Here is a 17,951-nt window from a genome sequence, read left to right as displayed (position 1 = left end):
TGGAGCCGGATTCAGATTTCAGGTCGATCCGGCCTGAAATCATCCGGCTCTAGTGGCGGCTGTCATGTCGCTGTCTTCGGCATTCAAGGAAAAATCCTTCGGCGACCTGCCCGGCTGGGACGAGGATGATCACCTCGCCGCCTTCGCGGCGTTCAAACGTTCGGCTTTCCACGTACTGACCAAGCCCTATCGAACAGGTTCGCTCGGCGTCGCGTTCGCCGCTTTCGCCGAGGCCTATACTGAGGCGCGCTCCGTTTCGCCGGCGAACCGGTCGGATGCGCGGTCCTTCTTCGAGCGCCATTTCGCTCCGGCTTTGGTGGCGGCCGAAAGCGGCGGCGCCGGCCTCGTCACCGGCTTCTACGAGCCCGAGGTCGAGGCCTCGCCGGTGAGGACGGAGCGGTTCACGGTGCCGCTGCTCTCCCGTCCCGCCGATCTGGTCGACATCGACGATAAAAATCGCCCCCTCGGAATGGATCCCTATCTCGCCTTCGCGCGCGCGACGATGACAGGTCCGGTCGAATATTTCGATCGCGGCGCCATCGAGCGCGGCGCGCTGTCCGGGCGGAACCTCGAGATTGCCTGGCTCGCCGACAAGGTCGATGCCTTCTTCATCCATGTGCAGGGAGCGGCTCGGCTGAAGATGGCCGATGGTCGGCTCTGCCGCGTCACCTATGCCGCAAAATCCGGCCAGCGCTTCACCGGGCCGGGCAGGATCTTGAGCGAGACCGGCGAAATCCCGCTGGAAAAAGTGACGATGCAGTCGATCCGCGCCTGGTTCAAGGCGCATCCTGAGCGGGTCGACGAGATCCTCTGGCAGAACCGCTCCTACATCTTCTTTCGTGAGGCGCCGGTCGACGACCCGGAGCTGGGTCCCATTGCCGCCGCCAAGGTGCCGCTGACGCCCGGCCGCTCGGTCGCCGTCGACCGGCTGCTGCACACCTTCGGCACGCCCTTCTATATTGTTGCGCCGACGCTCACCGCTTTCGGCGGAAAACCGTTCCGGCGGCTGATGATCGCGCAGGACACCGGCTCGGCCATCACCGGAGCGGCGCGAGGCGATCTCTTCGCCGGCTCGGGCGATGCCGCGGGCGAGATCGCCGGCGTCGTGCGCAACGTCGCCGACTTTTATGCGCTGGTCCCGCGCGGGCTGTTCGATAGGGGGCACGCGTGAACCGCCGCCACGACACGCTGAGCGACGACGATCGCATCCTCTGGAACCTGGTGGCGCGCACGACGCGGCCCCTCAAAGGCAAGGCCGCGGTCGAGATTCCCGATATTGTCGAGCCGACGCCGGCGCCGGCGCCTACGCCGGCCAACGGCGTTCCCACCGCTGCCGCCAAGCCGAAGCCGCAGCACGTCGCGCATTCGCTTGACGACCAGACGCACGAGAAACTGAAAAAAGGCCGGCTGCCGATCGAGGGCAGAGTCGATCTGCACGGCATGACGCAGGACGAGGCCTATTCGCTGCTCCTCACCTTCCTGCACCGCGCCCATGCCGGCGGCATCCGCTATGTGCTGGTCATCACCGGCAAGGGCTCATCGTCCGGCGGCGACGGCATCCTGCGCCGCTCGGTGCCGCACTGGCTGTCGACCCCGGCTTTCCGGCACCTGGTCTCGAGCCACGATCACGCCGCCCGCAACCATGGCGGCTCGGGCGCGCTCTATGTGCGGCTCAGGCGGACGCGCGCATGAGGATGCCGGCCATGAGGACGCAACTGTGACCCCGTTCGGCGAAAGGCTAAGGGCGCTGCGCGCCGAGCGCGGCGTCAGCCAGAAGGCGATGGCGCAGGCCATCGGCGTCAGCGCCGCCTATCTGTCGGCGCTCGAGCATGGCCGCCGCGGCGCGCCGACCTGGACGCTGATCCAGAAGATCATCGGCTATTTCAACATCATCTGGGACGACGCCGAGGACCTTGCCCGCCTCGCCGAAACCTCGCATCCACGGGTCAGGATCGATACGTCGGGCCTGTCGCCGGCCGCGACCGAACTGGCCAATCTTCTGGCCGAGAGCATCGAGAAGCTGGACGAGGCGGAGCTGCGCCGCCTCAGCGCGTCGATTCGTGCGGCGCTGAGAAGGTAGGTCCCGAGATCTACTGCACCGAGCCGACCAGCAGCTGCTGGCCATCGCGGATCGACACCCAGCGGCCGGTGTTGTCGATCGCCTGGCGCTTGAGATAACGGTAGCCGGTCTCGTCCCAGGCTTGGACCTTGTCGGTCAAATTGTCGAGTATGTAGTCACCCTTGTCGGTGCGCACCGTCAGCACGGAATGGCCTTCGCCGTCGGGCTTGCGCACTACGGTGATCAAGAGATCCGCAAGCGAGATGCCCATGCGGTAGAGCTGGCGCCGCTTCTCCAGCACGTAGTCCTCGCAGTCGCCAAAGCCGTTGTCCGGATAGGTCCAGACCTCGTCCTTGCCGTAATTGTCGAGATCGCTCATCGGCTTGACGGCGGCGTTGACCCTGGCGGTCACGTTGATCAGCTTGCGCCACAGAGCATCGGTCAGCTTGGCCGGCGCGAGATTGGCCGGGCGAATGTTGCATTCGCTCGGATGCGTCTTGCAGAAATCATAATGTCCGATCGGCTGCGAGGTCAGGCCGCCGGTGGTCATAGCGCCGGCAGCCCATGCCGGAACCGCCCAGTGGGCCGAGATCGCCAGCCCTGCGACTGCACACAAACGCAGCATCCGCGCCATCGGTGAGGAAGTCATTGTCCCCCGGGGTCCGCCCTTGTTTATTAACGAAACGTTAAGGGGGATTTACAGTCCGTGTCAATTGAAGACAACGGCTAGTTTGGTGGCATGGTTACCCGCCAGGCCCGCATAGCGGCAGTTTGGCAACAGCGGCGTCGGGACGCCGGTCAGCCCTGAACATTGGTTGCACGGAAAGGTCACGCGCTTTGAGCGGCGCCGAGCCGCGTCCGCTTCCCGCTCAGCTCTTGGCGGAACGGACCAGCTTCGGCTTCGCCGCCAGGCGGGTCTGGCGGCCGTAGCTGGAGATGAAGTCCAGAATGCGCGGCACGATCTCCGACCGGAACCGCGAGCCGTTGAAGACGCCGTAATGGCCGACGGCCGGCTGCACGTAGTGGGCCTGCCGGTCGGCCGGAATGTTCACGCAAAGCTCATGCGCGGCCTGGGTCTGGCCGAGCCCGGAAATGTCGTCGTTCTCGCCCTCGACGGTGAACAGCGCGACGTTGCGGATCGCCTGGGGATCGACGGCCTCGCCGCGATGCGTCATCTCGCCCTTCGGCAAGGCGTGGCGGACGAACACCGTATCGACCGTCTGCAGGTAGAACTCCGCCGTCAGGTCCATCACCGCCAGATATTCGTCATAGAAGTCACGGTGCTTCTCGGCGCTGTCGCCGTCGTTTTTCACAAGGTGCATGAAGAAGTCCTTGTGGGCGATGATGTGGCGATCGAGATTCATGCTCATGAAGCCCGAAAGCTGCAGGAAGCCGGGATAGACATCGCGGCCGAATCCGGGCACCGGCCAGGGCGCCTGCATGATGACGTTCTCGCGAAACCAGTCGGTGCCCTTTTCCCCGGCGAGCAGATTGACCGCGGTCGGATTGCGGCGGGTATCGATCGGCCCGCCCATCAGCGTCATGGTTGACGGCACGAAGGGGTCGCCGCGCTTTTCCATCAGCGCCACCGCCGCCAGCACCGGCACCGAGGGCTGGCAGACTGCCATCACATGGGTATCGGGACCAAGCGCGTGGAACATCTCGATGACATAGTCGATATAGTCGTCGAGATCGAAGCTGCCCTGCGACAGCGGGACCATGCGGGCGTCGACCCAGTCGGTGATGTGCACGTCGGCGTGAGGAAGCATCGCCTCGACCGTGCCGCGCAGCAGCGTCGCATAATGGCCGGACATCGGCGCCACGATCAGTAGCTTCGGATCGGGCTTGCGGCCCGCGGGAAGCTGGCGCTCGAAGCGGACGAGGTTGCAGAACGGCTTCGACCACACGGTTCGTTCGGCGACGTCGACGCTCTTCCAGTCGACCACCGCCTTGGTCAGGCCGAATTCAGGCTTGCCGTAGCGGCGCGTCGTGCGCTCGAAGAGTTCCGCGGCTGCCGCGACCGAGCGTCCGAGCGCCGTATGCGAAACCGGATTGAGCGGGTTGGAATAGAAGAACCGCACCGCATCTGCGTAAAGGCGGGCGGGCTGCAGCGCCGCATGGTTCAGTTCGTAGAGCTGGTAGAACATCAAGAACCCCGCTGCTGCCTGACGACCAAAGGGCCGACGAGCAGCGCCGAGCCTTGAATGTCTCGCAGTGAGGTTAACAAGATATTGTTGCGATGCAATACGTCAATTGCCGTGACGAATGCTGCTTTGGTCCAAACTGTTGAAAACTCGTCACGTATGGCGGAGCCGGCTCACTGTGCGCTGCCGCAATGTGTAGGAAATATGTCCGGCTCCCTCTTGCCGGACATCGACATCTTAAACGCGCGCCATGCAGACTGCGGTGTGGCCCGAGCCGATGAAGCCGAGCTGGGTGGCGGCGCCGCGGGAGAGGTCGAGCACGCGGCCCCGGACGAACGGGCCGCGATCGTTGATGCGCACGACGACGCTGCGGCCGTTGTTCTTGTTGGTGACCCTGAGCTTGGTTCCGAACGGCAAGCTGCGGTGCGCTGCAGTCAGCGCGGCGGGGTTCATGCGCTCGCCGGAGGCGGTTCTGGAATGCAGCGCGTACCAGGAAGCGCGGCCGCATTGTGCGGCGGCTGAAGAGGCGGAAGAGGCGCCAGCCATCAGGCCAGCCGCGATCGTTGCCGCGACAAGCGCGGTGCGGTTGGTTTTATTCATCTTTTAGGGGTGGGCTCCGTTATAGACAACCCGCCGTAAGTGCCGAATGAGGCATGAAATGCGGCAAGCATCTGGCGGTTCCATGGCAAAGGCACACGTTTGGAGTCGCCGCGAAACAGTTTGTCATGACATCTTCCGCGAGCGCCAGCGTATTCTTCATGGAGACCGACCCGGTTTTGCAGGAAGTCCCGAGTAGGAGCGGCCCTCGGGGCGCAAGTAAAAGCGGAAGCGATTGCTTCGCTTCCTTCTGCTCCTTTACTGCGCGCGCATTCCGGTGAAGGATCGACTTTGCGCGGGGATCTCGCCGATGCGACTGATCAGGAATTTACTGGCGCTGATCGGCCTCCGTTGGGCAAACCACCCGCGCGTTTGATCCGACCGGCAAGATGGCGCCGCGCGTCCGGTTGGACGGTCGAAGCGACGCGCGCAGACTCCCGCCGTCGGACCGCTGACGCCGGGCACCTCTTCGAGATCGACGCCATCCCGACATCCGCGCGCAACGCGCGAAGCTCAGCAAGCAGTTGCTGGGGTGAAATTTCTGCTGAGGTCGGCGCTCTACGGCGCCCCCCTCTGGCCTGCCGGCCATCTCCCCCACAGGTGGGGAGATCAGATGTCGCGTCGGCTTTCGCCAATCGCCAACATTTGCAAGCAAGGGCGCCAAGGGTCGAGCTCCAATCTCCCCCTTGTGGCGGAGATGTCCGGCAGGACAGAGGGGGCGCTGTCCCGCCGGCTTTCAACATTTAGAGGCGGTGTGCTGCGCCGCCCGTGAAATTCCATTCCGCCACTCGTCGCCGGAATGGCACGATCTATCTTCTTTCCGGATGAAAAGGGCTGGAAAAGACAACAGCGTGTGATCTGCGAACCCGGCATGGCGTTCGGCGGCATTATGCGCAGACTGGTGACGGCCGATCCCGTCGGAACTGCTTCCCATGGAGGGCCCGAGATGAGCGTGCACAGGAAAGCGGCGCCGGACGGCGCGGAAAGCGCTTTGTCGCGGTTGCGTCCGCCTTACGCCTCCGTGCTCGACCTGATCGGCCAGACGCCGGTGGTCGAGCTCACCAAATTCGATACCGGCAAGTGCCGGCTGTTCATCAAGCTCGAGAGCCAGAATCCCGGTGGCTCGATCAAGGACCGCATCGCGCTGTCGATGATCGCGGCCGCCGAGAAGGATGGCAGGCTGAAGCGCGGCGGCACCATCGTCGAGGCCACCGCCGGCAACACCGGCCTCGGCCTCGCCCAGGTCGGCATTCCCAAGGGCTACCGCATCATCCTCGTCGTGCCCGACAAGATGTCGCGCGAGAAGATCCAGCATCTGCGCGCTCTGGGCGCCGAGGTGCGCATGACCCGCTCCGATGTCGGCAAGGGCCATCCCGAATATTACCAGGACATGGCCGAGAAGATCGCCGCCGAAATTCCCGGCGCCTTCTATGCCAACCAGTTCGCCAATCCCGCCAATCCGCTGGCGCACGAAAGCACCACCGGCCCGGAAATCTTTTCGCAACTCGAAGGCGATGTCGACGCGGTGGTGGTCGGCGTCGGTTCCGGCGGCACGCTCACCGGTGTCGGCCGCTTTTTCGCGAAGCATTCGCCGAAGACCGAGATGGTGCTTGCCGATCCGGTCGGCTCGGTGCTGGCGCCGTTGATCAAGACCGGCAAGATGACAGAGGCCGGCAGCTGGACCGTCGAAGGCATCGGCGAGGATTTCGTGCCGCCCAATGCCGATCTGTCGCTGGTCAAGAAAGCCTATTCCATCCCCGACAAGCAGAGCATGCTGGCGGTGCGCGACCTGCTGTCCAAGGAAGGCATCCTGGCCGGCTCGTCCTCCGGCACGCTTCTGTCGGCGGCACTGCGTTACTGCCGCGATCAGACGACGGCCAAACGCGTGGTCACCCTCGTCTGCGACAGCGGCAACAAATATCTGTCGAAGGTCTTCGACGACATCTGGCTCGCCGAGCAGGGCTTGGCCGACCAAGAGCAGCACGGCGACCTGCGCGACCTCGTCATGCGCTCGCCGCGCACTGGTGACATCGTGACCGTTGGCCCCGAGGAAACCCTGCTCAACGCCTATGGCCGCATGCGCCGCTCCGATGTCTCGCAGCTACCGGTGCTGGATGACGGCAAGCTCGTCGGCATCGTCGACGAGAGCGATATCCTGGCCAAGGTCGACGGCCCCTATGACGGCCGCTGGGATCGCTTCAACGCCCCGGTGCGCACGGCCATGACCTCGAACCTGCACACGCTGCAGGCCAGCCAGACGCTCGACGCGCTGCTCCCCGTCTTCGACCGCAACGAGGTCGCCATCGTCTTCGAGGGCGACGAATTCATCGGCCTGATCACCCGTATCGACCTGATCAACCATCTGAGGCGTCGCGCAAAATGACTTCGAACGGCAAGAACCGCCTGGCCTTTTCCACTCGCACCATCCATGGCGGCCAGAGCCACGATCCGCTGACCGGCGCGGTGATGGTGCCGATCTACGCCACCTCCACCTATGGCCAGCAGTCACCCGGCGTGCACAAGGGTTTTGAGTATGCTCGCAGCCAGAACCCGACGCGCTTCGCCTTCGAACGGGCCGTCGCCGACCTCGAAAGCGGCACCGCGGCCTTCGCCTTCGCCTCAGGCCTGGCCGCGATAGCCACGGTGCTGGAGCTTTTCGACGCCGGCGCCCATGTGGTGGCCACCGACGACATCTATGGCGGCTCGTTCCGGCTCATGGAGCGGGTGCGTAAGCGTTCCGCCGGCCTGCAGGTCAGCTTCGCCGACTTCACCGATCTCGCCGCCGTCGAGAGTGCGATCCGCTCGGAGACAAAGCTGCTCTGGGTCGAGACGCCGACCAATCCGCTGCTGCGCGTCGTCGACCTCGAAGGCCTGGCGGCGCTGGCCAGGCGCAAAGGCCTGCTGACTGTCGCCGACAACACTTTTGCCAGCCCCTACATCCAGCGGCCGCTGGAGCTCGGCATCGACATCGTCGTCCACTCGACGACGAAATACTTGAACGGCCATTCCGACATGGTCGGCGGCGTCGCGGTCGTCGGCGACAACAAGGACCTCGCCGATCGGCTGAAGTTCCTGCAGAACGCCATCGGCGCCATTTCCGGCCCGTTCGACAGTTTTCTGGCGCTGCGCGGTATCAAGACCTTGGCGCTTCGGATGCAGCGCCATTCCGCCAACGGCCTGAAGATCGCGCAGTGGCTGGAAGCCCGCAAGGACGTGCGCCGCGTCATCTACCCCGGGCTGGCGAGCCACCCGCAGCACGAGATCGCCAAGCGCCAGATGCACGCCTTCGGCGGCATGATCTCGGCCGACCTCGACCTCGACCTCGCCGGTACCAAACGCTTCCTCGAACGCACGCAGCTTTTCACGCTCGCCGAAAGCCTCGGCGGCGTCGAAAGCCTGATCGAGCATCCGGCGCTGATGACGCACGGCTCGATCCCCGCGGAAAAGCGCGGGGCGATCGGGATATCGGATTCGCTGGTGCGGCTGTCGGCCGGTATCGAGGATGGCGATGATCTGATCGTGGATCTGGAGCAGGCGTTGCGGGGGTGAGTGCCTTCGAGGATCAATCGTTGTGATCCTTCGCGCCCCCCTCTGTCCTGCCGGACATCTCCCCCAGGAGGGGGGAGATTGGCTGTTTCATCGCCTCACCCTTGCTGCAACGCCGGTAATTTGCGAAAGCCGCCGTGACACCTGATCTGCCCCTTGAGGGGGGAGATGGCCGACAGGCCAGAGAGGGGCGCTGTCCCGCCGACATCTCGGTGCCTGTGCCATTGCAGACCGCAATCCACCGACTAAACTGCCTGCCAACATGCGATCTCCGGAGGCGTGATGCGCGTGATCGTGTTGGGTGGCGGCGTTGTCGGCGTCACCACTGCCTATCAGCTGCAGAAGGACGGGCACGAGGTGGTCGTCCTCGAGCGCCAGAGCCAAGTCGCCGCCGAGACCAGCTGGGGCAATGCCGGCATGATTGCGCCGGGACATTCCTTCGTCTGGTCGTCGCCCAGGGCGCCATTGGTCCTGTTGAAATCGCTGGTGCTGAAGGATCAGGCGCTGCGCTTCAAGCTGTCGGCCGATCCGAGGCTTTACAGCTGGTCATGGCTGTTCCTGATGGAATGCACGGCCGAGAAGGCCAGGCGCAACACGCTGCTCAAGCATCGGCTTGCCGTCTATTCGCAGAGCGTGCTGCACGAGGTAATTGCCGACGAGCAGATCGACTACGACCGCAACGGTCGCGGCATCCTCTATGTCTATCGCAGCCAGCAGGCGCTCGATAAAGGCGTCGAGCATATGCGGCTGCTTGAATCAGACGGCCAGCTGATCAAGGTGCTCGACCGCGACGCCATCGTCGCGCTCGACCCATCGCTGGCTTCCGCGCGGGAAAAGATCGCCGGCGGCATCCATTGCCCGACCGATGAGACCGGTGACCCGGCCAAATTCACCCGGGCGCTCGCGGCAAAGGTCGTCGAGCGCGGCGGCGAAATCCGCACCGGCACGACCATCTCCGGCATCGAGACCTCGGGCGATCGCGTCGCACAGGTGCTGACCGACAAGGGCAGCGTCAAGGGCGACGCCTATGTGCTGGCGCTCGGCTCCTACAGCCCGCTGATCGCGAAGACGGTCGGGATCAACCTGCCGATCTACCCGATCAAGGGTTATTCGCTGACCATTCCGATCGGCAACCAGCCTCGGCCGCCGACCATCGCGGCGATAGACGAGCACAATCTGGTCGCCGTGTCGCGCTTCGGCGACCGGCTGCGCGTCACCGCGACGGCGGAATTCGCCGGCTACGACACCAGCCACAAGCCGGCCGATTTCGCCTTCATGAAGGGCGTGACGCAGGAGCTTTATCCCGAGGGCGCCGACTATGACCGCGCCGAAATGTGGGCGGGCTTGAGGCCGATGACGCCGAACAATCTGCCCGAGTTCGGGCGCCGCCGCCTCGGCAATCTCTATCTCAACACCGGGCACGGCCATATCGGCTGGACCATGTCGCATGGCTCGGCGCGCATCACCGCCGACCTGATCGCCGGCCGCAAACCGGCCATCTCGATGGACGGTCTTTTGAATTGAGAGCATGATCCCGGGGGATCGGCCAAGAAAGGGAATGCCATGTCCATCAGCGCGGCTGCTACCCGCCCTCGATCTTCGGGACCGGTCGATCCCAAGCCGGTCGATCTGGGCGTGCTGCCGTCCGAACTCGACGGCGGCCTTGCCTCGCGCGCGGCGATCGGGCTTGCGATCCTCGCCACCGACCAGACGCTGGAGCATGAGTTCCGCGCGTTGGTGCGCATTCCGGGCGTCGCCTTCTACGAGGCCCGCCTCTTCAACGACAACGACATCACCCCCGACACGCTGCGCGCCATCGGCCCGCGCATCGCGCCCACCGTCGACCTCATCCTGCCCAGCATCCCGCTCGACGTCGTCGGCTTCGGCTGCACCTCGGCCACCATGACGCTCGGCGAGGAAGCCGTCTTCGCCGAGATCAGGAAGGCGCGGCCGGGCGTCGCCTGCACCACGCCGGTGACGGGCGCGCTTGCCGCCTTCAAGGCGCTCGGCGCCAAGGGCATCGGCCTGCTGACGCCTTATGCCCCCGAGATCAACCAGGGCCTCGTCACCTATTTCACCGGACGCGGCCTCGACATTGCCGCCGTCGCCACTTTCGACCGGCGCGACGACCGCGAGGCGGCCCGCATCTCGCTCGCCTCGATCGAGGCCGCGGCCGAGCGCATGGCGGCGGCGCCCGGCGTGGACGCGATCTTCATCTCCTGCACCAGCCTGCGCGTCGCCGAGGCGGTGGCGGAACTGGAGCAGCGCATCGGCATTCCCGTCACCTCGTCCAACCACGCCATGGCCTGGCACTGCCTGCGGCTCGCCGGCATCGACGACCTCGTGCCTTCCGGCGGCCGGCTGTTCGCGTTGCCGATTGCCTGATCCGATTGACGGTTGGCCGGTTCGAAATCCGCCGGTTAACGTTTGCGGAAAAGGTTGCTTAACGCTTCGCTACTATGTCCCGCTTCGGGAGGCAGGACAGAGTGAGCGCGATGAACGACAGCCCCGAAAAGCGCAATGAATGGCGCGCCATCTTCTACGTGCAGGCGCGTGTGGCGATCCTGTTCGTCCCGATCATCGTCAGCCTGCTGATCATCGGCGCGCTTGCCGGCAACGACCGCGATCACGTCGTCATCGACCGGACCGTCACCAGCTCGGTGAAGTAGGCGACCCGGCAAGAGGCTCGCGGTATTCCGTGCACGCTAGACAAAGCGCGGGATCGGGCCGTTCTGCGCCGTCGTGCGGTCGCCGAGGTCGATGAACACCTCGTCGACATAGCACCAGCCCCAGCCTTCGGGCGGATCGTAGCCTTCGATGACCGGATGCTGAGTGGCGTGGAAATGCTTGGTGGCGTGGCGGTTGGGCGAGTCGTCGCAGCAGCCGACATGGCCGCAGGTGCGGCAGAGTCTGAGATGCACCCACCAGGAGCCGCTCTTCAGGCATTCCTCGCAGCCGAGGGCGCTCGGCACCACATCCTTTATGTCGTCCGTATGCCTGCATTCGTCCATCAGGGTCTCCTTTCGGGCTGAGCAGCACGCCCGCCGTCGCGCGCAAGATAGGCATGCAGCGCCGCCACCACCTGAGCGCCTTCGCCGACGGCGGCCGCGACACGCTTGGTCGAGCCGCAGCGCACATCGCCGATGGCGAACACGCCGCTGCGGCTCGTCTCCATCGGGCCGTGTCCCGGCGCCACATCCGGTCCGGTGCGCACGAAGCCCTTAGCGTCGAGCGCCACGTCGCAGCGCGCCAGCCAGTCGGTGTTCGGGTCGGCGCCGATGAACAGGAAGAGGTGGTGGATGGTCCGCGTCGTCGCCACGCCGGTGACCCGGTTGCGCCAGCACAGCTGGTCGAGGTTGCCGTCATGGCCGTCGAGCGCCTCGACCTCGGTTTCCGTCAGCACCTCGATGTTCGGCTGCGCCACGATCCGCTCGACCAGATAGCGCGACATGGTGGCGTCAAGGCTGTCGCGCCGCGCCAACAGCGTCACCTTGCGCACCTGGCTGGCGAGAAAGACGGCCGCCTGGCCGGCCGAGTTGCCGGCGCCGACCAGCGCCACTTCCTGGTCCCGGCAGAGCCGTGCTTCGATCGGCGAGGCCCAGTAATGCACGGACGTGCCCTCGAACTGCGCGATATTGCCGATGTCGAGGCGACGGTAGCGCGCGCCGCTGGCGATCACCACGGTGCGCGCGCGCAGGGTCTCGCCGTCGCCAACGTCCAGCCGGTAGCCGGCCATGTTGTCGGCGGCGCCGAGCAATTTGGCTTCATCGGGGATCACCATCTCGACCCCGAACTTCTGCGCCTGGTTGTAGGCGCGCGCCATCAGCGCCATGCCCGTAATGCCGGTCGGAAAGCCGAGATAGTTCTCGATGCGCGAGGATGCCCCCGCCTGCCCGCCGAAGGCGCGGCAGTCGAGCACGATGGTCGACAGCCCCTCGGAGGCCGCATAGACCGCGGCCGCCAATCCCGCCGGCCCGGCGCCGACGATGGCAACGTCGTAGATCTTGCCGGCGTCGAGCGGCCGCAGCAGCCCGACGCAGCGGGCGAGATCGCTTTCGCCGGGATTGTGCAGCAGCTTGCCGTTGGGACAGAGCACGATCGGCAGATGGTGCGGATCGACATGAAAACGCTCGATCAGCGTCTTGGCGCAGGGATCGGTGTCGGAATCGAGCGCGCGGTGCGGCAGGCCGCTGCGGGTGAGGAAACCCTGCAGCCGCAGCACATCGCCATTGCCGGGACGGCCGATGACGATCGGCCCGCTGGTGCCGCTCTCGAGCAGGCCGACACGGCGCAGGATCAGCGCGCGCATGACGCGCTCGCCGAGATTCGCCTCCTGCACCATCAGATCGCGCAGCCGCTGCGAGGGGATGACGATGGCTTCGACCGGCTCGGTCGCCTCGGCATTGACGAGCGACGGCCGGCTCGAAAGCTGCGCCAGCTCGCCGATGAAATTGCCCGGACCATAGGTGATGATCGCCTCGCGCGGGCCAAGACCGCTGGCCTGCGTGATGTCGACCTTGCCCGACAGGATGACGACCAGTCCGGGCGAGACCGTGCCGGCCGTCACGATATGCTCGCCGGCGCCGTAGGCTCTTGGCACGCCGAAGCGGCGCATGCGCTCGATGTCCGCATCGGCGAGCACGGGGAACATCTGGTCGCGGCGGGCGGCGATGGTCGGGCTGACGGAGGGGGCCATGACCGGACCGTAGCGCCCGGGGCAGCGGGTTTGAAGCGGTTTGTTCGGGGACTGGCCGGAAGGGCAGGTTGGCCGCTACGCTTTCATCTATCCGAGCGACCTCGCCAGCTTGCGCAGCGCCCCCTGCGGATCATCGGCAATGACGGAGCCATGCGAGACGAGGATGCGCTTGAGCGCCGGCAGGTCAGCCCATCGTCTCAATTGCGCTGCGAATGCCGCCTTGTCGCCGACCATCGTCAGCTTGACCGGCCAGGGTATACGCGGCTCATCACCGGCAAATCCCATCATGCGCAATGCCCAGCCGGCAAAACCGGATGCGCCGCGGATGTTGCCGACGATATCATTGAGAACGAGCGTCGTGCCGTTCGGTCCGTCGATTTGCAGCGCCGCTTCGCGATCACGGGTTCCGGGGACGGTGACGAGCTTGACGTCGGGATCGCCAAAGTCGCCGCCTGCCGCATCGACATGCACCACCTTCTCGACGCTGTTGCGCGCGCCCGCCGGGGCAATCACCTGCAGGGTGGGATAGCGATCTTTCCATGGCTTTGCATCGAGCCGGTGATGGTCGTTAGGGACGATCAGGAAGGCCGGTTGGCCGAAGGCCTCGATCGCGCGCATCTGTTCGTCATCGAGCGCGATGGCGCTGAAGATGACGAGCCGTCCGTCGCGCAATCGCACCACGGTCATGCGCCGTTTCAGGTTGCCGACCGGCATCGGTATGTCGCCGGTCACCGTCAGAATATCGTCGTCGACAGGAGAGAGCCTGCCATGCGGCAGAACCTTCCACTCCTTGAACGGCGCGGGCATCACGGAACCTCGGCTTAACAGACAAGATAGGAACGGTTTAACCCGAGACGAGTTGCAGGCACAAAAAAGCCCGGAAAATCCGGGCTTTTTGCTCATCGCGTCAGATCGTCTGAAACGGGAATTTGGTGCCCAGAAGAGGACTCGAACCTCCACTCCTTGCGGAACACGGACCTGAACCGTGCGCGTCTACCAATTCCGCCATCTGGGCTGGTGGGCGCTCATGTAAGCGGGCAAACGAAGCGTGTCAACGCGGTTTTTTCGAGGAGCTCAAGACTGACCAGAGGGCAGCTGGGGTTGATTTCAGGCACGGACGGCAATTGTCGGCGTCGGCCCCGCCCCTCATCGCCCTGCCGGGCACTTCTCCCCGTATAGGACGGGGAGAAGGGGCTGGCCGCGGCGTTGGCGTCCTCTTGAGACGCTGGCGATTGGCGAAATCGGCGGCCGGAGCTTCCCTCTCCCCGTCACTATACGGGGAGAGGATGCCGGCAGGCAGGTGAGGGGCGGCGCCGACGCTGGTCAGTTAACGGCGAGACGGAATTCCAGCCTGAAGCGGTTGTCCCGAGACGGCCACCCGTTCCGAGCGGGGCCGGAACAATGGAATCCCTCACCCCTCCAGCACTTCCTTCTTTGCCACGGTGGAATCGGCGTTGAGCTTGTAGATCACCGGCACGCCGGTGCCGAGCTCCAGCTTGACGATCTCTTCCCCCGACTTGCCGTCCAGCGCCATGATCAGCGCCCGCAGCGAATTGCCGTGCGCGGCGACCAGCACCGTCTCGCCGCGCAGCACATGCGGCTGCACGTCGTGCAGGTAATAGGGCCAGACACGCGCGCCGGTGTCCTTCAGGCTTTCGCCGCCGGGAGGCGATACGTCGTAGGAGCGGCGCCAGATATGCACCTGCTCCTCGCCCCACTTCTTGCGCGCGTCGTCCTTGTTGAGGCCGGAGAGATCGCCATAGTCGCGTTCGTTGAGCGCCTGGTCGCGGACGGTCTCGAGCTTGCTCTGGCCGACGACGTCGAGAATGTGCTGGCAGGTCTTCTGCGCACGCTTCAGCGCCGAGGTGTAGGCAATGTCGAATTTGAGCCCGCGCGCCTTGAGCTTCTCGCCGGCGGCAAGCGCTTCCGCATTGCCCTGGTCGGTGAGGTCGACATCGCGCCAGCCGGTGAACAGGTTCTTCAGGTTCCATTCGCTCTGGCCGTGGCGCACGAGCACGAGAGTTCCCGACATGTTTGCTCCTGATACGTCGTTGGATTGAGCAATTCCAAGAAAAGTGTGTAGCGGTTTCGGCCCGGAATTGCGGAAGAAAAGCAGAAAAAAGCCGCCTCAGCCCAGGCCGAGCACGTCTCGCATGGAATAGAGGCCCGGCTTCTTGCCGCGGCCCCAGAGCGCCGCCTTGACCGCGCCGCGGGCAAAGATCGCCCGGTCCTCGGCCTGGTGGGCGAGCGTGATGCGCTCGCCGGTGCCGGCCAGGATCACGCTGTGCTCGCCGACCACCGAGCCGCCGCGCAAGGTGGCGAAGCCGATCGTGCCGGCCTTGCGCACGCCGGTATGGCCGTCGCGCACACGCACGCTGTTGTCCTTGAGCGCGATCTCTCGGCCTTTGGCCGCTGCTTCGCCGAGCAGCAGCGCTGTGCCGGACGGCGCGTCGACCTTGTGCCTGTGGTGCATCTCCAGGATCTCGATGTCGAAATCCTGCGCATCGAGCGCGCGCGCCGCCTGCTCCACCAGCACCGCCAAAAGATTGACGCCGAGGCTCATATTGCCGGATTTGACGATGGTCGCGTGGCGCGCCGCCGCCGCGATCTTCGCATCGTCACCGGCCGAACAGCCGGTCGTGCCGATGACATGGACGATCCGCGCCTGCGCCGCATAGCCGGCGAATTCGACGCTTGCGCCCGGGGCCGTGAAATCGAGCACGCCGTCGGCCTTGGCGAATGCCGGCAGCGGGTCGTCGGCGATCGGCACATTGATGCAGCCGATGCCGGCGAGCTCTCCGGCATCCTTGCCGAGGTGCGGCGAGTCCGGCCGCTCGACGGCACCGGCAACGCACGCGCCGGGAATGGAGTGGATGGCGCGGATCAGCGTCTGACCCATCCGGCCGGCGGCGCCCACCACCACCAGGCCCATATCGCCCGTTTCGCTCATGCGCTTCTCCCGACGGTCTTCTTCGCGCGCGTGCGCGGCAGAGGAGTTTGGGTTGTCTTGGCGTCATCGACAAGCCCCAGCCCCTTCTTGCCCTGCACCCGGTGGAAGCGGGCATAGACGCTGTGCGGGTCGGCCATCAGCGAGGCGTGTGTGCCTTCCTCAACCAGCCGTCCCTCTTCCAGCACGATGATGCGGTCGGCATTGACCACGGTCGACAGCCGATGCGCGATGACGATGGTGGTGCGGCCTTCCATGACATGGGTGAGCGCTTCCTGGACGCGCGCTTCGGCCTCGTTGTCGAGCGCCGACGTAGCCTCGTCGAGCAGCAGGATCGGCGCCTGGCGCACGATGGCACGGGCGATCGAGACGCGCTGGCGCTGACCGCCGGAAAGCGTCGAGCCGCCTTCGCCGACCGGCGTGTCGTAGCCTTGCGGCTGCTGGCGGATGAACTCGTCGGCGGCGGCCTGTTTCGCCGCCTGCTCGATCTCCGCGTCGGTGGCCGAGAGCCGGCCGTAGCGAATGTTGTCGCGGATCGTGCCTTCGAAGAGATACGGCGCCTGCGAGACATAGGCGATCGATTGGCGCAGCGACCGCTTCGTCACCTTCGAGATGTCCTGGCCGTCCACCTCGATGCTGCCCTCGTCGACGTCATAGAAGCGCTGCAAGAGCGCCACCAGCGTCGACTTGCCGGCGCCCGAAGCGCCGACGATCGCCGTCACCTTGCCGGCGGCGGCGGTAAAGCTCAGATCCCTCAGCACCGGCATGTCGGCGCTATAGCCGAACGTCACATTGTTGAAGGTCACTTCGCCGGAAATGATCTTCGCTTCGGCGGCGTCGGGCGCGTCGCTTTGTTTCGGCTCGAGGTCGAGCAATTCATAGATCATGCGCGCGTTGACCAGCGCGCGTTCCATCGCCACCTGCATGCGCGCCAGCCGCCGCGCCGGATCATAGGCCAAGATCAGCGCGGTGATGAAGGAAAAGACCGCGCCCGGCGGCTGACCGAGATACAATGCCCGATAGCCGGAATAAGCGATGACGGCGGTCACGGCGAGGCCGGCCAGCATGTCCGAAATCGGCGACAGCCGTTCCGAGACGCGGGCAATCTTGTTGCTGCGCTGTTCGGCCGTGTCGGCCATGATGCCGATGCGGCGCGCCAGCTCGTCCTCCAGGGTGAAGGCCTTGACGATGGCGATGCCTTGGGTGGCCTCCTGCACCGACCCGCTCAGCCGAGAATTGATCAGCACGGATTCCCGATTGATCTTGCGCACCCGGCGCGTGATGTAGACGACGGCCCAGATCAGCGGCGGCCCGATCAGCAGCGAGCTCAGCGACAACACCGGATCCTGGTAGACCATGAGGCCGACCAGGCCGACGAGCGTCACTGCGTCGCGAGTGATCGAAATCAATGTCAGCGACAGCAGGTCGCGGATGCCGCCGATATTCTCGTCCAGCTGCGCCGCCAGTCGACCCGAGCGCGTGTCGTTGAAGAAATTGACGCCGAGCTTCATCAGTTGGTCGAAGCTGCGCTTCTGGTAGCGGGCGACCAGATTGTTGCCGATCGTGGCCAGCATCACCGCCTGGCCGTAGCCGGCGAAGCCGCGCACGAGGAAGGCGCCCATGAAGCCGGCGCAAATCCACCAGACGGCGTCGCTGCTCCGCTCGTAGAAGATCTGATTGACCATCGGCGCCATGACCCAGGCCGAAAAGGCGGTCGCGCCCGAAACCAATAACGAGCAGACGATGACGATCGCGTAGGACCAGCGATGGTCATAGCCGTTCTCGGCGATGATACGGCGCAGTACCGCCGTTACCTCGCCGGGCCGGGCCTTTAGCTTGTTTGGATTTTGAAATGTCAAATCGGCAGCGCTTCGTGGGTTCTCGTCAAAGGTCGGGGAGCATGTCGGCACCCTCTTAGCGCCCCGGCTACGGCTTGCCTATGGCGAAACTTCGTCGCGGTGG

The 17,951-nt window shown here is 65.2% G+C and carries 17 protein-coding genes and 1 tRNA gene; 8 read left to right on the top strand and 10 right to left on the bottom strand.

Annotation, left to right across the window (positions count from 1 at the left end):
* Positions 1-64: 64 nt before the first annotated feature.
* The 3 genes from mltA to P9254_RS13645 are packed head-to-tail and all read left to right on the top strand — an operon-like array spanning position 65 to position 2,080.
* Positions 65-1,171, top strand: a complete 1,107-nt coding sequence (mltA, locus tag P9254_RS13655) for a murein transglycosylase A (RefSeq protein WP_278055157.1) — start codon at positions 65-67, stop codon at positions 1,169-1,171.
* Complete coding sequence (locus tag P9254_RS13650; RefSeq protein ID WP_067323498.1) at positions 1,168-1,692, top strand: Smr/MutS family protein; 525 nt, start codon at positions 1,168-1,170, stop codon at positions 1,690-1,692. The genes mltA and P9254_RS13650 overlap by 4 nt, the downstream gene beginning before the upstream one ends.
* Positions 1,693-1,717: 25 nt before the next feature.
* Positions 1,718-2,080, top strand: a complete 363-nt coding sequence (locus P9254_RS13645; RefSeq protein ID WP_066991880.1) for a helix-turn-helix domain-containing protein — start codon at positions 1,718-1,720, stop codon at positions 2,078-2,080.
* A 10-nt stretch (positions 2,081-2,090) separates the two neighbouring features.
* On the opposite strand, the gene P9254_RS13640 is transcribed toward P9254_RS13645, so the two are convergent.
* From P9254_RS13640 to P9254_RS13630, 3 genes are all read right to left on the bottom strand, one after another.
* A complete protein-coding gene (locus P9254_RS13640; protein ID WP_127216582.1) occupies positions 2,091-2,708 on the bottom strand; it encodes a transglutaminase-like cysteine peptidase in 618 nt (205 codons plus the stop codon).
* 220 nt (positions 2,709-2,928) lie between these two features.
* A complete protein-coding gene (locus P9254_RS13635) occupies positions 2,929-4,206 on the bottom strand; it encodes a polyhydroxyalkanoate depolymerase (protein WP_127216581.1) in 1,278 nt (425 codons plus the stop codon).
* A gap of 234 nt (positions 4,207-4,440) precedes the next feature.
* Entirely contained in the window at positions 4,441-4,803 is a 363-nt protein-coding gene (locus P9254_RS13630; RefSeq protein WP_066991454.1) for a septal ring lytic transglycosylase RlpA family protein, read from the bottom strand.
* 943 nt (positions 4,804-5,746) lie between these two features.
* Between P9254_RS13630 and P9254_RS13625 the strand changes: the two genes are divergently transcribed.
* The 5 genes from P9254_RS13625 (at position 5,747) to P9254_RS13605 (ending at position 11,015) form a co-directional block, all read left to right on the top strand.
* On the top strand, positions 5,747-7,183 hold the full coding sequence (locus P9254_RS13625; protein WP_127216580.1) for a pyridoxal-phosphate dependent enzyme: 1,437 nt from the start codon (positions 5,747-5,749) through the stop codon (positions 7,181-7,183).
* Positions 7,180-8,349, top strand: coding sequence for a trans-sulfuration enzyme family protein (locus tag P9254_RS13620; protein ID WP_278055153.1), 1,170 nt, complete (start codon positions 7,180-7,182; stop codon positions 8,347-8,349). The genes P9254_RS13625 and P9254_RS13620 overlap by 4 nt, the downstream gene beginning before the upstream one ends.
* 279 nt (positions 8,350-8,628) lie before the next feature.
* Positions 8,629-9,870 (top strand): D-amino acid dehydrogenase, encoded by a 1,242-nt coding sequence (locus tag P9254_RS13615; protein ID WP_278051979.1) that lies wholly within the window; start codon positions 8,629-8,631, stop codon positions 9,868-9,870.
* Positions 9,871-9,909: 39 nt separating this feature from the next.
* On the top strand, positions 9,910-10,731 hold the full coding sequence (locus P9254_RS13610; RefSeq protein ID WP_278055152.1) for a maleate cis-trans isomerase family protein: 822 nt from the start codon (positions 9,910-9,912) through the stop codon (positions 10,729-10,731).
* Between the two features lie 101 nt (positions 10,732-10,832).
* Positions 10,833-11,015, top strand: a complete 183-nt coding sequence (locus tag P9254_RS13605; protein ID WP_164746949.1) for a hypothetical protein — start codon at positions 10,833-10,835, stop codon at positions 11,013-11,015.
* A gap of 36 nt (positions 11,016-11,051) precedes the next feature.
* On the opposite strand, the gene P9254_RS13600 is transcribed toward P9254_RS13605, so the two are convergent.
* From P9254_RS13600 to P9254_RS13570, 7 genes are all read right to left on the bottom strand, one after another.
* Positions 11,052-11,357 carry a UBP-type zinc finger domain-containing protein gene (locus P9254_RS13600; protein ID WP_067003235.1) on the bottom strand — a complete coding sequence of 102 codons (306 nt, stop codon included), beginning with the start codon at positions 11,355-11,357 and terminating at the stop codon, positions 11,052-11,054.
* Positions 11,357-13,042, bottom strand: coding sequence for an FAD-dependent oxidoreductase (locus P9254_RS13595; protein ID WP_278055150.1), 1,686 nt, complete (start codon positions 13,040-13,042; stop codon positions 11,357-11,359). Before P9254_RS13595 ends, P9254_RS13600 begins: the two co-directional genes overlap by 1 nt.
* Before the next feature lie 87 nt (positions 13,043-13,129).
* Positions 13,130-13,849 (bottom strand): hypothetical protein, encoded by a 720-nt coding sequence (locus P9254_RS13590; protein WP_278055148.1) that lies wholly within the window; start codon positions 13,847-13,849, stop codon positions 13,130-13,132.
* 123 nt (positions 13,850-13,972) lie between these two features.
* A tRNA-Leu gene (locus P9254_RS13585) sits at positions 13,973-14,057 on the bottom strand.
* Positions 14,058-14,453: 396 nt separating this feature from the next.
* Positions 14,454-15,074: a 2,3-bisphosphoglycerate-dependent phosphoglycerate mutase gene (locus tag P9254_RS13580; RefSeq protein WP_067003230.1), complete on the bottom strand. Its 621-nt coding sequence runs from the start codon at positions 15,072-15,074 to the stop codon at positions 14,454-14,456.
* A 96-nt stretch (positions 15,075-15,170) separates the two neighbouring features.
* Positions 15,171-15,992: a 4-hydroxy-tetrahydrodipicolinate reductase gene (gene dapB, locus P9254_RS13575; RefSeq protein ID WP_278051989.1), complete on the bottom strand. Its 822-nt coding sequence runs from the start codon at positions 15,990-15,992 to the stop codon at positions 15,171-15,173.
* Positions 15,989-17,848 (bottom strand): ABC transporter ATP-binding protein, encoded by a 1,860-nt coding sequence (locus P9254_RS13570; RefSeq protein WP_278055146.1) that lies wholly within the window; start codon positions 17,846-17,848, stop codon positions 15,989-15,991. Before P9254_RS13570 ends, dapB begins: the two co-directional genes overlap by 4 nt.
* Positions 17,849-17,951: the final 103 nt, after the last annotated feature.

The sequence above is a fragment of the Mesorhizobium sp. WSM4983 genome (assembly GCF_029625765.1).
In the GTDB taxonomy this organism is placed as follows: Bacteria; Pseudomonadota; Alphaproteobacteria; order Rhizobiales; family Rhizobiaceae; genus Mesorhizobium.
This window is presented reverse-complemented; position numbering and strand designations above follow the sequence as displayed.